The 14,542-nt window shown below is 57.3% G+C and carries 16 protein-coding genes; 9 read left to right on the top strand and 7 right to left on the bottom strand.

From position 1 onward, the window contains the following. Nucleotides 1–69: 69 nt before the first annotated feature. Together ASF29_RS17545 and ASF29_RS17550 are read right to left on the bottom strand one after the other, a co-directional pair. Complete coding sequence (locus ASF29_RS17545) at nt 70–486, bottom strand: DUF2177 family protein (protein WP_062451959.1); 417 nt, start codon at nt 484–486, stop codon at nt 70–72. 27 nt (nt 487–513) lie between these two features. Further along, nucleotides 514–849: a DUF2147 domain-containing protein gene (locus ASF29_RS17550; RefSeq protein WP_156462747.1), complete on the bottom strand. Its 336-nt coding sequence runs from the start codon at nt 847–849 to the stop codon at nt 514–516. Nucleotides 850–1,058: 209 nt separating this feature from the next. Between ASF29_RS17550 and ASF29_RS17555 the strand changes: the two genes are divergently transcribed. The 3 genes from ASF29_RS17555 to ASF29_RS17565 are packed head-to-tail and all read left to right on the top strand — an operon-like array spanning nt 1,059 to nt 3,431. Next, nucleotides 1,059–1,847, top strand: coding sequence for a DUF1295 domain-containing protein (locus ASF29_RS17555; RefSeq protein WP_062452381.1), 789 nt, complete (start codon nt 1,059–1,061; stop codon nt 1,845–1,847). A 1-nt stretch (nt 1,848) separates the two neighbouring features. Beyond that, complete coding sequence (locus tag ASF29_RS17560; RefSeq protein ID WP_062451961.1) at nt 1,849–2,880, top strand: cyclopropane-fatty-acyl-phospholipid synthase family protein; 1,032 nt, start codon at nt 1,849–1,851, stop codon at nt 2,878–2,880. Nucleotides 2,881–2,882: 2 nt separating this feature from the next. Continuing rightward, nucleotides 2,883–3,431, top strand: coding sequence for a hypothetical protein (locus ASF29_RS17565; RefSeq protein WP_062451962.1), 549 nt, complete (start codon nt 2,883–2,885; stop codon nt 3,429–3,431). Here the strand turns inward: ASF29_RS17565 and ASF29_RS17570 are convergent. After that, nucleotides 3,404–3,613, bottom strand: coding sequence for a hypothetical protein (locus ASF29_RS17570; RefSeq protein ID WP_062451963.1), 210 nt, complete (start codon nt 3,611–3,613; stop codon nt 3,404–3,406). The two genes, ASF29_RS17565 and ASF29_RS17570, sit on opposite strands and share 28 nt — an antisense overlap. Nucleotides 3,614–3,822: 209 nt before the next feature. On the opposite strand from ASF29_RS17570, the gene ASF29_RS17575 reads away from it, so the two are divergent. From ASF29_RS17575 to ASF29_RS17585, 3 genes are all read left to right on the top strand, one after another. Next, nucleotides 3,823–5,238 carry a phosphomannomutase gene (locus ASF29_RS17575; RefSeq protein ID WP_062451964.1) on the top strand — a complete coding sequence of 472 codons (1,416 nt, stop codon included), beginning with the start codon at nt 3,823–3,825 and terminating at the stop codon, nt 5,236–5,238. A gap of 104 nt (nt 5,239–5,342) precedes the next feature. After that, on the top strand, nt 5,343–5,744 hold the full coding sequence (locus ASF29_RS17580) for a group II truncated hemoglobin (RefSeq protein ID WP_062452382.1): 402 nt from the start codon (nt 5,343–5,345) through the stop codon (nt 5,742–5,744). Continuing rightward, on the top strand, nt 5,741–6,115 hold the full coding sequence (locus ASF29_RS17585) for a DUF423 domain-containing protein (protein WP_062451965.1): 375 nt from the start codon (nt 5,741–5,743) through the stop codon (nt 6,113–6,115). The genes ASF29_RS17580 and ASF29_RS17585 overlap by 4 nt, the downstream gene beginning before the upstream one ends. Here ASF29_RS17585 and ASF29_RS17590 read toward each other — a convergent pair. Together ASF29_RS17590 and ASF29_RS17595 are read right to left on the bottom strand one after the other, a co-directional pair. Next, nucleotides 6,112–6,522, bottom strand: coding sequence for a DUF2325 domain-containing protein (locus tag ASF29_RS17590; RefSeq protein ID WP_062451966.1), 411 nt, complete (start codon nt 6,520–6,522; stop codon nt 6,112–6,114). The genes ASF29_RS17585 and ASF29_RS17590 overlap by 4 nt on opposite strands. Before the next feature lie 99 nt (nt 6,523–6,621). Beyond that, a complete protein-coding gene (locus ASF29_RS17595; protein ID WP_062451967.1) occupies nt 6,622–7,278 on the bottom strand; it encodes a TetR family transcriptional regulator C-terminal domain-containing protein in 657 nt (218 codons plus the stop codon). A 493-nt stretch (nt 7,279–7,771) separates the two neighbouring features. On the opposite strand from ASF29_RS17595, the gene ASF29_RS17600 reads away from it, so the two are divergent. The 3 genes from ASF29_RS17600 (at nt 7,772) to ASF29_RS17610 (ending at nt 13,162) form a co-directional block, all read left to right on the top strand. Next, on the top strand, nt 7,772–8,896 hold the full coding sequence (locus ASF29_RS17600; RefSeq protein ID WP_244473607.1) for an efflux RND transporter periplasmic adaptor subunit: 1,125 nt from the start codon (nt 7,772–7,774) through the stop codon (nt 8,894–8,896). Between the two features lie 13 nt (nt 8,897–8,909). Continuing rightward, nucleotides 8,910–12,236, top strand: coding sequence for an efflux RND transporter permease subunit (locus ASF29_RS17605; RefSeq protein ID WP_062451968.1), 3,327 nt, complete (start codon nt 8,910–8,912; stop codon nt 12,234–12,236). 251 nt (nt 12,237–12,487) lie between these two features. Next, nucleotides 12,488–13,162, top strand: coding sequence for a Crp/Fnr family transcriptional regulator (locus tag ASF29_RS17610; RefSeq protein ID WP_062451969.1), 675 nt, complete (start codon nt 12,488–12,490; stop codon nt 13,160–13,162). A gap of 31 nt (nt 13,163–13,193) precedes the next feature. On the opposite strand, the gene ureG is transcribed toward ASF29_RS17610, so the two are convergent. Together ureG and ASF29_RS17620 are read right to left on the bottom strand one after the other, a co-directional pair. After that, nucleotides 13,194–13,805, bottom strand: coding sequence for an urease accessory protein UreG (gene ureG, locus ASF29_RS17615; RefSeq protein ID WP_062451970.1), 612 nt, complete (start codon nt 13,803–13,805; stop codon nt 13,194–13,196). Between the two features lie 63 nt (nt 13,806–13,868). Next, nucleotides 13,869–14,540 carry an urease accessory protein UreF gene (locus ASF29_RS17620; RefSeq protein WP_062451971.1) on the bottom strand — a complete coding sequence of 224 codons (672 nt, stop codon included), beginning with the start codon at nt 14,538–14,540 and terminating at the stop codon, nt 13,869–13,871. Nucleotides 14,541–14,542: the final 2 nt, after the last annotated feature.

Consider the following 14,542-nt stretch of genomic DNA (forward strand, 5'->3'; position numbering starts at 1 on the left):
AGCGGCAGTCTGCGATACGATGTTTGAACCCGACCGTCTGGAGACGCATTACGCGGACGGTCGGGTCCATTAATGGGCGATACGCCCATTCAGTTTTTCCGTTAGCAAATGTCCCGCGCAGGCCGAAACAGCGGAAAGCAGAGAACCCCAGATGAGATCGGCGATGGTCAAGGTCGTGGACCAGTTTGCCAACGTCGCCTGGTTTGTGAGGTCATATGTGCCATAGGCCATCAACCCAAGAAGGGCTCCGTACATGAACGATGTACCGAATTTTGCCGTGACCAGTCCGGGACGCACGGCAAAGAAGGTCAGGCCCGCCGCATAGATGAGGTAGAACAAAACGGCAGGCACGAGACGAAACTCGGTCGCCAGCATATCACCCAGAATCGGCCGGTAGAGAATGTTCGCCATGACACTCAGCCAGACGAAATCGACCGCGACGAACACGATCAATGTCGAGACATAGGCTAGGACGCGCTTCTTCATTTCAAACCCTCGATTCTTGCTTGGCGATCATGATTTTATGCGCGACCAGTTGACGCCCTTGCAGACGATGCCGGCCAGAACGCAGCCCTTCGTCGTCATGCTGTCGCCCTTGACGGACACGGTCAGCTTGTATGTGAGGTCCCGCTGCGGATCGAAGGCCGTGCCGGAATATTCGCCATCGGATGTCGGCTCGATGGTCATGACCAGCTTGTCACCGGTTTTCTCTTTAGGCGTGCCGGGCTTGATCCACGTATTCGTTGCGCAAATGTTCGATCCGCAGGCGCTGATCTGAACTTTGGCGTTGCCATCGCCGCGCGCCCATTGGCCATTGATATCGGCGGCCGAGGCAGCTCCGACAGACATGGCGACAATGCAAAATGCGTAGGTGAATGCTGTTTTCATGACGATCTCCTCCACCGGATCCTGACCCAGCCCGGATGTTGAAGATTAGAACGTTAGAAAAGTTGCATTGGATCACCAGACCAGCTGACGTTTTTTTCTCGTTTGCGGAAACCAGTTCGCCTTCCCCGCCGTAGTCTATCGAAAGCAATAGAATGTCGGGCAAAATCGCGATGGATTATGGTTTGTTGATCATTCTGGCCATAGGCCTCAGCCTTTTCATGGTTGCAGCATGGGCGATACAGAGAAAAACCGGCGCTAGCGGCTGGATCGACACGATCTGGTCGTTCTCCGTCGGGATCGGCGGACTTGTCGCCATTATCTTTGCTGATGGAGCCTTCGAACGGCGCGTTGCGGCTTTTCTCATCATCGCCATCTGGTCGATCAGGCTTGGGAGCCACATCGGTTCGCGCACGAAGGGTGGTGGAGAAGACCCACGCTACGCAAAGCTCGTTGAGGAATGGGGAGCCAAGGCCAGTCGTCGGCTTTTTCAATTCCTACAAATTCAGGCCTTGGCAGGCTTCGTGCTCGTCCTTGCCATTTATGTCGCAGCATCAAACGCTGCCCCCTTCCCGACCCTGCTCGACGGTTTGGGCATCGCCATTGCACTCGCCGCGCTTGTCGGCGAAGCCCTGTCCGATCGTCAACTGGCGCAGTTCCGCAAGAAGCCGGAAGCGCGGACCGAGGTATGCGAAGACGGTCTTTGGCGGTATTCGCGGCATCCCAACTACTTCTTCGAGTGGCTTTTCTGGTGCGCTTGGCCTTTGCTGGCAATCACCGGTCCGTCGCCTTGGGGCTGGTCTGCCCTGCTGGCGCCGGTGTTGATGTACTGGCTGCTGGTCCACGCATCGGGAATCCCACCGCTGGAAGCCCATATGCTGCGCTCACGCGGAGAGAAGTTCCGGTCGCTGCAGCGCCGCGTCAACGCGTTTTTCCCCGGACCAAGAAAAGAGGAGGTCTAAAATGAACATGCTGGCTTTTGCGATCAATACGGCTGAAAAAGCGCCGCTCTCCGACAACCTCACCCTCGTCGGCATCGACTTCCTGTGCAGCAGAACAAAGCGTCGACTGGAAAAGGTGCCGCATGAAGACGAGCTTGCCTTCGTACGCGAAATGGCGAATTTCCCTGTGGCGACGCATACGGACGAAGCCAATCGTCAGCATTACGAGGTGCCATCGGAGTTCTTTGCGCTGGTTTTGGGCGCGCAGCGAAAATATTCCTGCTGCTATTATCCCAGCCCGACCACCACACTGGACGATGCCGAAACCGCCGCTCTGGCCGAAACCGTCAAGCACGCCGATATCCATGACGGCATGGATATTCTCGAGCTGGGCTGCGGCTGGGGATCGCTATCGCTTTATCTCGCACGGCAGTTCCCCGCAGCGCGCATCACTTCGGTATCCAATTCTGCGTCCCAACGCGCCTATATCATCGGACAGGCGGCATCGCGGGGCGTCAAGAACCTGACTGTCATCACCGCCGACATGAACGATTTTTCCCCGCCCGGCACCTACGACCGCATCGTGTCGGTAGAAATGTTCGAGCATATGTCGAACTGGCGCGCGCTCTTCGAGCGAACACGCAGTTGGCTGAAAGAGGACGGCAAGCTTTTCATCCATGTCTTCAACCACAAGGATCGCTCCTATCGTTTTGACGAAAGCAACCCCGCCGACTGGATCGCCCACCACTTTTTCACCGGCGGCATCATGCCAGCACTGGACCTGCCGCACCGCTTCGAAGACCTCTATAATGTCGAGGCCGAATGGCGCTGGTCCGGCGACCATTATCGACGCACGGCGATGGACTGGCTTGCCAATTTCGATAGGGAATCCGCAAGGATCACGCCGATATTGCAAAAGGTTTACGGCAAGGATGCCAACCTGTGGCGTCGCCGCTGGCGATTGTTCTTCCTGGCGACCGCGGGTCTTTTCGGGCATGAGAAGGGGAATGTCTGGGGCGTCGGACACTATCTGCTGACACCGGCGAAGGTCTGACCATGGCCGAGGATAGAAAATATGATCCCCTCACCGCAGCAACGCTGACCGTTGCCTGGGTGATCATTCTCAACAAGCCCTTCTATCCTCTCAGCATCTGGTGGCTTGTAGGTAACGGCGTGGAGGCGTCGCTGATCAGCGTCGTTTCCATGGTGTTCTTTCTGGCCATACCTTTGATTGCGCGCCACTCTTCACTTGCAGCGCGGATCGCCCTGCCCGCCATTGGCACTCTCGATACGATTTTCGAGACAAAGCTGTTCGGGCCGGGCTCCGGCACGGAACTATTCTTTGCCGCCTGCATCATGCTCGTGGCGGTCTCGTTCCGTCAGGGCGAACGCCTGTGGCAGGTGGGAATGACCGGGATGGTTTTTGCCGGGTTCCTGTGGACGCGCTATATGATCGGCGGGGCGCTGCATGTGTGGAGCGAACCCGATCTGGCCACATTGCTGAACCTGAACGCCTTTGCCGTCGCGTGCCTGACGGCTTTCATCGCCTTGCGCTATGCGGGGTTGAACCGGGATGCCTATTCCTCAGGCACAAGCCCGTCATAAACCTCCAGCAGCGCCGCGGAAATTGCTGCGCCGAGACTGTTTGCCGCCTCCCTGATGGCGTTTTCGTCGCCATCGCGTGCTGCTATGGCCAGATCTGACCCCTCGTCCGAAATGATGGCCTTGGCACGTTCGATCGCCCAGAGGCCGAAATCGCCGCGATTGTCTATCGAGACCGTACCCATTGATCTCTCTACCCGGTTGGCCATTGCGGCATAGGGCGGTTATATATTGCGAGGCTGGTCCGACTGTCAAAACTTGAGAGACCGCGACCGTTCGGCTACCAACCTCCGGCTGATCACGACAGGGATCAATGCTGCGATTTTTGCGTTATGTTTGAGATCAATTTGATCGAAAACTCTTTTGAACGACCCAGAACAAGGAAGCATTTCTCATGAGCCTGAAGTTTGGAACGAGCGGTCTTCGCGGACTTTCGCAGGATTTGAAAGGCAAGGCATCCGCCATATATGCCACAGCTTTCGCGCGACATCTTCTGGCATCGGGAATGGCAAAGCATGGCGATCCCGTGCTGATTGGCCAGGATTTTAGAGAGTCCAGTCCGGCAATCGCCGAAACCTGCATCGGCGCTCTGACAGCTTCTGGCTTCAAGCCGCTCGACTGCGGAGCCCTGCCGACACCGGCGCTTGCACTTTATGCCATGTCCATGAAAACAGCGGCGCTGATGATCACCGGTTCCCACATCCCCGCAGATCGCAACGGCATCAAGTTCTATCGCCCGGACGGCGAAATCGACAAGCAGGACGAAAATGCCATTTCCGAACTCGCCAGGCAGGTCGAAAAAGAAACGCTGGACGTTCCCTCGACCTCTGCCGAGAACAGAGAAACCGAAGCCAAGCAGTTTTTCTACGACCGCAACATCTCGCTTCTGCCCGAGAATGCACTCTCAGGCCTCAAGATCGGTGTTTACCAGCACAGCACGGTTGCCCGTGACATGTTCGTCGATGTCCTCAAACACTACGGCGCAGATGTCGTGGCCTTGGGACGCTCCGAAACGTTTATTCCGGTCGATACGGAGGCCGTTTCGGCAGACACGCTGGAAAAGCTAAAGGCCTGGTCCGCCGAACATCATCTTGACGCGATCATTTCCGCCGATGGAGATGGTGATCGTCCACTTCTGGCCGACGAGCAGGGTACGCCGCTGCGGGGCGATCTGCTTGGTCTCATAACCGCGAATTTCCTGAAAGCGGACGTCGTCGTCACGCCGGTCACGTCCAATTCGGGCATCGAGGCAAATGGCGACTTTGACGTCATTCGCACTAAGGTCGGTTCGCCTTACGTCATCGCAGGCATGAACGAGGCACGCAGCAGCGGCAAAAACGGTGTCATCGGCTTCGAGGCCAATGGCGGCTTCCTAACAGCAACGCCATTCACGCTGAACGGCAAGTCCGTCTCGCCCCTGCCGACCCGTGATTGTTTTCTGCCTCTGCTGGCGGCCCTGCAACTGGTCTCCAAAGAGCACAAGCCACTTTCCTCCATTGCAGCCGGCTACGAACTGCCGGTGGCAGCTGCGGACCGACTGCAGGATTTCCCGCAGGAGAAGAGTGCAGCGCTCATGGCGCATCTACGGTCGTCACGCACCAATCTCGAAAGTTTTCTGGCACCGATCGGCGCTGTCGAGAACACCAGCGACATTGACGGGCTTCGAGTTACGCTTGGCAATGGCAATACGATCCACTTCCGTCCATCAGGAAACGCACCGGAAATGCGTTGCTATGTGGAAGCCGCCAATGAAGACGAGGCGGATGCTCTGTTGACCAGAGGCCTGCACCTGCTCAACCAGTTCGGCTGACCAGCACGATCAACGGTGCGGCGAGCCGAATTGCCGCACCGTTTGTTTCCTGTTGCGCTTGCTCGTCGGAAACGGCAAAACCTGTGCAAACGGAGATTGCTGACGTGGCAGACGATACCATCACGCTTTACGAGGCCATAGGTGGCGAAAAGACCGTGCACGCGCTGACCAGACGCTTCTACGAGCTGATGGACACGCTGCCGGAGGCCTCCAACTGCCGCGCAATCCACCCTTCGGATCTCAGCCAGAGCGAAAGCAAGTTCCGCGACTACCTGCTGGGATACCTTGGTGGACCACCAGTCTATGTCGAAAAATATGGGCACCCCATGCTGCGGCGTCGCCACTTCGTCGCCCCCATTGGAGCGGTAGAGCGAGACGAATGGCTGCTCTGCTTCCGTCGCGCCATGGACGAGACCATCGAAAACCCCAAGCTTCGCGATATCATCTGGGCACCCGTCGAGCGGCTCGCCCACCACATGCAAAATCAGGAAGAGCCTGCGCCATGACGACCGACCTGCTGCGACGGGCAGCACTTTTTCTTTCCGGTATGATGGGGGCGGGCGGCGTAGCATTGGCGGCAGCGGCCAACCACACCGGCGCGACTCATATGCTTGGCAATGCTTCGGCCATGTGCCTTGCCCATGCACCCATTCTTCTGGGTATCTACCTCGGATGGTCGCGAATAAAGACCGCCGCGCCCGCAGTCATCTTGCTGGGATTGGGAACCCTGCTCTTTGCAGGCGATCTCGTTTCCAGACAGTTTACCGGCAATGGCTTGTTTCCCATGGCCGCGCCCGCTGGCGGCCTTGGAATGATGCTGGGATGGATCGTCCTGTCCTGCGCTGCCTTTTTCAAGACAGCGCATCGCGATCTCTAATTGGCAGCGCTACGGTCGTTCATCGTCTGAAGCGCTCGCTCGAGACTGGACTTGCTGCCATTCCGCAATGGGATGAAGGTCTTGCCGAATTTCTTGCAGCCGGATTTCACCCGCAGACAAGCATCATGGCTGATACAGTCGATGGGGCAGAAGACGCAATCGACCGATGGCAGCAACGTATCGATCCGCGAAACCGCTTCACGCAGACCGCCATCGTGATGGATGAGTTCCGCATCGAAATTGCTGGCGATCTGGCGAAGATGTGCGACCTGACAATCACGACCGCCGACATATAGAAAACTCTTCGGCCCGGCGGGCGTTTGCTGCGAAGCGGTTTGCTCGACCTGCTGCGGGCGATTATCCCGCTTGCCGTTCCGCTCCGCCTTCTTCTTTTCCTTGCGCGCCATGCCTCATCCTATCGTTGAAAGTCACCACCTGTGTGATCAGGTTGCCGACACGATAATAAAGATGAGTTTTAGAGTAAAGTATAAAGTTGAACGTAAACCTCATGTTTTTCGAAATGGCGTGGGATTTATCCCCAGCCCGCCCATGAAAAGCTGCTCCAGAAAACGGGCGGCGTCTTCAAACCGGCCTTCTCCGGCGTTGGAACCCAATACCGCGCGAACCTGCACATCGAAATCCGCATAGTGCTGTGTCGTCGACCAAATGGAGAATATTAGATGATAGGGATCACAGGCGGCCATGCGGCCAGCCTTGATCCAGGAGCGGATGACCTCAGCCTTTTCATCAACAAGTTGCTTCAATGGCCCCTTCAACTCGTCCTCTACATGGGGCGCACCCTGCAAAACCTCATTTGCAAACAAACGACTTTCCCGGGGAAAATCCCTCGCCATTTCCAGCTTGCGGCGAAGATAGGATCGGATTTCCGAATGGGGGTCTCCACTTTCATCGAAGGCACGCAAGGGGTCCAGCCATGTGTCGAGCACACGCTGGATCAACGCACGGTGCATCGCCTCCTTGGTCCGGAAATAATAGAGCACGTTGGGCTTCGACATACCCGCGACCTCCGCAATCTGATCGATCGTCGTCCCACGAAAGCCGTTGACGGAAAATACATCGAGAGCCGCCTCAAGAATGCACGCTTCTTTTTCTTCCTGAATTCGTGTCCGCTTCCGGGTTTTGGCCGCTCTGGGGATGGGCATGGGCTGTTCTCTGAATGTTTTGAATGCGAAATCTGGCTTAGGAAAAATCGAAACCTGATCGGACGATGGAATCTTCGGCAGTCGAAGCCGAGATTCGCAATCTTTACCAGCCAGTCAAATTGCTGATGGTACTTTGAAGAACAGCTATTTTTTTAGCAAGAGGCTGCCACGACAGAACCGCAACATGCTCGTCATCAGCGTTTATGAGGTGGATTGAATTCAGCGAGGTGAAGAATTACATTCTGCTCGACAGACTTGGATTTACCTTGCGGTCAACTTCGCCCGGATCACTGGGACAGAGTTGTGAGGAGTGCGGAAATCCGCGAGGTGGGGAAGCGCTGTCACCCCGATTTTAGCATTTTTCGTCGCATAACATTCAAGGGCGTTCCATACGCGCAAGGATGTGCGGAACGACCTTAGAATGGACAGCGACATGCAGCGCACGACACACCTTTCCCGGCTCCTGACGATCTTGCTGGCGTCAACCCTCGTCATGCCTGGATTTGCCCATTCTCAAGGCGGTAACGACCGCAAGAACCTGCCTTCTATCGTCGTTAGTGAAGCAACCAAGCGCGATCTGGTCGATCGCGTCGTGGCGACGGGTACGATCAAGCCGGTCGATGAAATCTACGTACAGCCGCTGGTCGACGGCCTCTCGGTGGAAAAACTGAATGTCGATGTCGGAGAAAAGGTCGAGGCTGGCGCCTCCCTTGCCGAACTTTCCCGCGATAGCCTCATCCTCCAGAAAAGCCAGTTGCAGGCCAACCGGGCGAAAGCCGAAGCTTCGGTTGCCCAAAGCAAGGCGCAGGTGATCGAAGCGCAGGCCAATTACGACGACGCCGTTCGCCAGCGTGATCGGGCCGGGCGTCTCGGCAAATCCGGGTCCGGCTCGGTTTCTCAGGTCGAGCAGACTGCCGCAGCAGCAGACGTCGCGCAGGCGCGGCTTCAGGCATCAAAACAGGCGGTCACGGTCGGCGAAGCGGACGTCAAGGTCGTCGACTCGCAAATCGACGATATCGATCTCAAGCTGTCCCGCACCAGTGTCAAGACACCGGTTTCCGGCGTCGTGTCGGCGAAAAACGCTCGCGTCGGCGCAATTGCAAGCGGCTCGGGCGAGCCGCTGTTTACAGTCATCAAGGACAATGCCATCGAGCTTGTTGCCGACCTCTCCGAAACGGATATCCAGAGCGTGAAGATCGGCCAGAAAGCGCTCATTACCGTTGCCGGCGGTCGCAACAAGATCGAAGGCAAGGTCCGTCTCGTATCACCGACAGTGGATGCGACCACCCGCCTCGGCTCCGTCCACATCGTCCTGCCCATAGACAGCCCGGCCCGTGCCGGCATGTATGGCAGTGCCGAGGTGGTGATCGCCTCAGCCAATGCCGTAGCACTGCCCCTGTCGGCGGTAACATCGGGTCGAGATGGCTCCACCACCAGACGGGTGGAGAACGGTGTCGTCAAACAGGTGAAGGTCGAAATCGGCATTCAGGACGGTGGCTATATCGAGATCAAAAGCGGTCTTTCCGCTGGCGATGTCGTGGTCGAAAAAGCCGGTGCATTCGTGCGAGATGGCGACAAGATCAATCCGGTCCCGGCTGATGCCGCAGCCTCGAACTGACTGAGGAACCACCATGAATTTCTCCGCATGGTCTATTCGCAATCCGATCGCACCGCTTCTGTGCTTCGCATTGCTGCTCTTCCTTGGCGTCAAGGCATTCTATGATCTGCCCATTACGCGCTTTCCCAATATCGACGTGCCGGTGGTGGCCATTACCGTCACGCAGAGCGGCGCGTCGCCCTCGGAACTCGAAGCCCAGGTGACGAAAGAAGTCGAAGACGCTGTCGCCTCCATCAGCGGCATCGATGAAATCCAGTCGACCGTGACCGATGGCCAATCGCTGACCACGGTGCTGTTTCGCATCGAGAAACCGACCGAAGAAGCGGTTCAGGATACGAAAGACGCCATAGACAAGATCCGAAGCGAGTTACCCGCCGATATCGAGGAGCCGGTCGTCAGCAAGATCGATGTCGAGGGACAGGCGATCCAGACCTTTGCCGTGTCCTCTCCCAACATGACGCTGGAAGAGCTTTCGTGGTTCGTGGACGACACGATCAAGAGGGCGCTTCAGGGGCAGGCAGGCGTAGGCAAGATCGATCGCTATGGTGGAGCAGACCGCGAAGTGCGCGTGTCCCTGAACCCCGCCAAACTCAATGCCTATGGCATTACCGCAGCCGATGTGAACAGCCAGTTGCGTGGCACCAACGTCGATCTTGGGTCCGGTCGTGGCCAGGTTGCCGGCAATGAGCAGACAATCCGCACGCTGGGCGATGCCCGCAATGTCAGCGAACTCTCCAACACCACCATTGCCCTTTCCAGTGGTCGCTTCGTCAAGCTGTCGGAACTCGGGACCATCACCGACACCTATGAGGAGCCAAAATCCTTCTCGCGCTTCAACGGCAACCCCGGTGTGACCTTTGCCGTGTTCCGGTCGAAGGGCGCAAGCGAAGTATCCGTGGCCGAGACCGTTGCGCAAAATCTCGATAAGGTGCGTGCGGAGCACCCCAACGTCTCCATCGAAATGGTCGATGACGCCGTTTACTTTACCTACGGCAACTACGAGGCGGCCCTCCACACGCTGATGGAAGGCTCCATTCTCGCGGTCATCGTCGTCCTGCTGTTTTTGCGCAACTGGCGCGCCACGCTGATTGCCGCCGTGGCGCTGCCCTTATCCGCCATCCCGACTTTCTGGATCATGGATGTTCTGGGTTTCTCGCTCAACCTCGTCAGCTTCCTTGCGCTGACGCTGGCGACCGGCATTCTGGTGGACGATGCCATCGTGGAGGTGGAAAACATCTCCCGCCACATCAAAATGGGCAAATCGCCCTATCGCGCCTCTCTGGAAGCTGCCGATGAGATCGGGCTTGCGGTGATCGCCACCAGCTTTACCATCATCGCCGTCTTCGTGCCGGTTTCCTTCATGCCTGGCATACCGGGTCAATACTTCATCCAGTTCGGCCTGACCGTGGCTTTCTCGGTCTTCTTTTCCCTGATGGTCGCGCGCCTCATCACACCATTGATGGCTGCCTACCTGATGCGGGCCGATGACGCTGTTGACGACCACCACGACAATGACGGGAGGTTGATGAAGGCCTATACGCGCATGGTCACCGCCACGACCAGCAAATGGTGGGCGCGGTATCTGACATTGCTGGGCGCCATCGGTTTCCTCATTGGCTCCATCGTGCTTCTGAGCGGCGTTCCCGGCAGCTTCCTGCCACCGGATGATGCATCACGCGTCGTGCTGTCCGTCGAGCTTCCGCCGAATGCGACGCTGGAAGAAACCGACGCGACGACATCGAAAATCTATCAGGCCGTAAAGGATATCAACGGCGTTGAAAGCGTCTTCATCCTTGGAGGCGCCTCGCCGAAGGGCGATCTGGAGCTGCGCCGCGCAACTGTCCGCGTCATTCTCCAACACATCGATCATTCGCTGCTGAAAAGCCTCGTCAATGACGGTTTGGGCTCCATTCCACTGATCGGTCACTATTTGCCGAAGGTTGAAGACAATGGCAGAACGCGGCCGCAATGGGATGTGGAGCGCGATATTTTCGCCAAGGTAAACACGATTCCCGATGTCCGCATCATCAAGCTCAACGACCGTGCGGAACGGGAACTGACCTTCAACTTCCTGTCCTCGAGCGAAGAGGACTTGCAAAAGGCGGTCGGCATTCTCGAATCCAACCTGCGGGCTTCTCCCATCCTCGCCAATGTCTCCTCGGAAGGCGCCTTGCCTCGCCCGGAACTGCAGATACGCCCCCGGAAAGATGAAATCGCTCGCCTCGGCATCACGCCGCAGCAGATATCGCAAACGGTGCGCGTCGCAACCATTGGCGATATCGATGCGCAGTTGACGAAGATTTCTCTCGACGACCGGCAAATTCCAATCCGCGTGCAGGCCTCGCTGGATGTCCGACGCGATCTGGCTTCCATCCGCGCGCTGAAGATCAAGACCGCGTCCGGCGCAACCGTGCCGCTCTACAGCGTTGCCGATATCGACTATTCGGAAGGCCCGAGCTCGATCAAGCGCAATGACCGCAACCGCGTTGTGTCTATCGGCTCCGATGTTCCCTTCGGTACGGCGCTCGATACGTCTTCCGCCGAGTTCAAGCGCATTGTGTCGGAAACGAAATTGCCGCCGACGGTGCGCCTTGCTGAAGGCGGAGACGCCAAGGTTCAGGGCGAGATGCAGCGCGGCTTTACCAATGCCATGCTGTTGGGCCTGCTGCTGGTGCTGGTCGTTCTCATCCTTCTGTTCAAGGACGTGATCCAGCCCTTCACCATTCTGTTTTCGCTGCCACTTGCCATTGGCGGGGTCGCCGTGGCCCTTATCGTCACCCAAAATGCCCTCTCCATGCCGGTCCTCATCGGCATTCTGATGTTGATGGGCATCGTGACCAAGAACGCCATCCTGCTGGTGGATTTCGCAATCGAAATGCGACGGCACGGGATGGAAAGGGTTCACGCCATGGTCGAGGCTGGCCGCAAGCGCGCCCGTCCTATCATCATGACCTCGATTGCCATGTCGGCGGGCATGTTGCCGTCTGCCCTGGGCGTCGGCGAAGGAGGCTCGTTCCGGGCACCCATGGCCATCGCCGTCATTGGCGGCATCATCGTATCGACAGTGCTGTCGCTGATCGTTGTGCCGGCCTTCTTCCTCATCATGGATGACCTCTCGCGGCTACTGGCACACCTCTTCGGTCGTTTTGTCGGCAAGAAGGAAGAGGAGCATCCAGTCCTGTCCAATGAGGAGTTGTCGAACCTGGCCCGCAGCAACAAGGACGCCTTGTCCGGACTGGAAGAGCGCGTGGCCAATGTCGAACAGAAAAACGGTGCGGCTGGCAAGAATCCTGGTACCGGCAACAATGTCCTGCGTCTGCCGCCACTGGCAGCGGAATAACACCACGTCTCTCCCATCAGGAAACGCCGGGCGCCGCCCGGCGTTTCTGTGTTGTGTTCCACTTATTGGCACGCGCAGAAGAAATTCGGCAGCAGTTGATCGAAATCAATTTCCAACCGATCACAACCGTTATCGTGTGCGCATGGGAACATCGCCCTCAGATAGAAAAATAGGCTCGCCTCCGGGTATCAGACCGCGCGAAGCGGCTTCTGTTCTGAAGGTTTTCGGGGAGCGCGACGGACGTGAACGGCATGATAAAACTCAACGCCAAGGCAAAAAGCATTCTTGTGCAAGCGTCTTTCATGGATGCCGGAGATGAATTTGCGACGGCAAAACTGATGGAAGCATCGACGATCACCACGGCTTCCGCCCGCACTGTTTTGTTCCGAGAAAGCGATCAAGCAGAACACTTTTATTGCGTGCTCAACGGCTATGTTCGCCTGTATCGGTTGAACAAGGATTGTCGCGAGGCCGATGTCAGAATCTGCGGCCCCGGCGATACGTTCAACGACTGCCTGATCTTCGGTGCGGATCGCTATCATTATCACGCGCAGGCGACCGAAAACTGCACGTTCGCCCGTTTCGAACTCAGCCGTCTCAGAAGCATGATCGAGGACGATCCGAAAATCGCGAAAACACTGATGCAGTGCCTGTCGCGCAGCCTGGTGACCACCTTGGACTGTGTCGCAAATGACCGACTGCAGACAGCACCGCAGCGCGTGGCCAACTACCTCGTCATGCAATGCCCGTCTGACGCGGCATCCTATTCTCTGAGGTTACCATTCCAAAAAAGCGTTCTGGCCGGCAAACTCGGCCTGGCCCCGGAAGCCCTTTCCCGCGCTTTCTCCAGCCTTCGCGATGCAGGCGTTATTGTTTGCGGGCGGGTCATCAAGGTCAATGATGTCGCCGCCCTGAAACAATTTTAGACGTCATGACGTCAAACACAGAGGCTACGATTCACAGGCCGCCATGATCCTTGAGGAAGCTGACGATGCGATCCACGCCCTCCCCGCGCTTCATATCGGTGAAAACGAACGGCATCTCCTTGCGCATGCGAGTTGCATCACCATCCATCACGCCAAGATCAGCTCCGACATAGGGTGCCAGATCCTTCTTGTTGATGACCAGCAGGTCCGAGCGAGTGATGCCGGGCCCACCCTTGCGCGGAATTTCCTCGCCCTGACAAACGGAAATCACATAGATGGTGATGTCTGCCAAATCGGGTGAAAAGGTCGCCGCCAGATTATCTCCACCCGATTCGATGAAAACCACATCCAGATCGGGGAAACGCTCGTTCAGACCGGCGATGGCCTGAAGATTGATGGTTGCATCCTCACGAATGGCGGTATGAGGGCAGCCGCCCGTCTCTACCCCGACGATCCGCTCTGATGGCAGGGCCTGCATCCGCACCAAAGCCTCTGCATCTTCCTTGGTGTAAATATCGTTCGTGACGACTGCGACGGAATAATCGGCGCTCATCGCCTTGCACAGCTTCTCCGTCAAAGCCGTCTTGCCGGAGCCGACCGGCCCGCCGATACCAACTCTCAATGGACCATTTGACGATTTCATTCCGCTTTTCCTTTCGGATGCTATTTCATGTTGAACGTCGTGTCATGTAACCGGCCCCAAGCGCTAGGACCGGAAAAGACGCGTTTCCTGTATTTCGTGACGCATGGCTGCGGTATCTGCAAGAATGGTGGCCGAGCCCAGATCATCCAGCGAGGATATCGCTGCGCGACCAGCGACATCAGTTATCGCTCCTTCCAGACGAGCAAGAATGGCAACACCATCCTTCTGTCCCGCCACGCCGAGGCGAATACCCGCCGACACGAATTGCGAGACTGCGGCGTGGAGATACGCCGCAATCGCATCGTCCAGTGCGATGTCATGTGCCGACGCGATAGCACCGACCGCGACCGGATAGGGTGTTTCCCTGCCAAGCCGCTCGAAGACATCATGCGGCCAGGCAGCGGCTGCGTCTCTGAAAGCATCTCCCAATAGAACTGTTTCGCGATAACGTTCTGCCGAACCCGCAAGCGCCCGCGCCAGTTCGGCCAGATGCATCAAGGCTTCATCATCCGTCTGGCAACGCCATGCTTGCGCCAGGAGAACAGCATCGTTCCAAAAGGTTCCACGGTGCAACAGCAGGTCGATCCATCCATCCAGCTCGACGGCATTTGAAACGCGCCGATCATTGACCGCCGTTTCAAGCCCACCGGAATAGGAAAAGGCTCCAACCGGGAAGGCCGGAGACATCCAGGCCAGCAGCCTCAGCAGCGCGTGGGCACTCCGCACAGATGTCATTT

The organism is Rhizobium sp. Leaf262 (genome assembly GCF_001422245.1).
Classification (GTDB): domain Bacteria; phylum Pseudomonadota; class Alphaproteobacteria; order Rhizobiales; family Rhizobiaceae; genus Agrobacterium.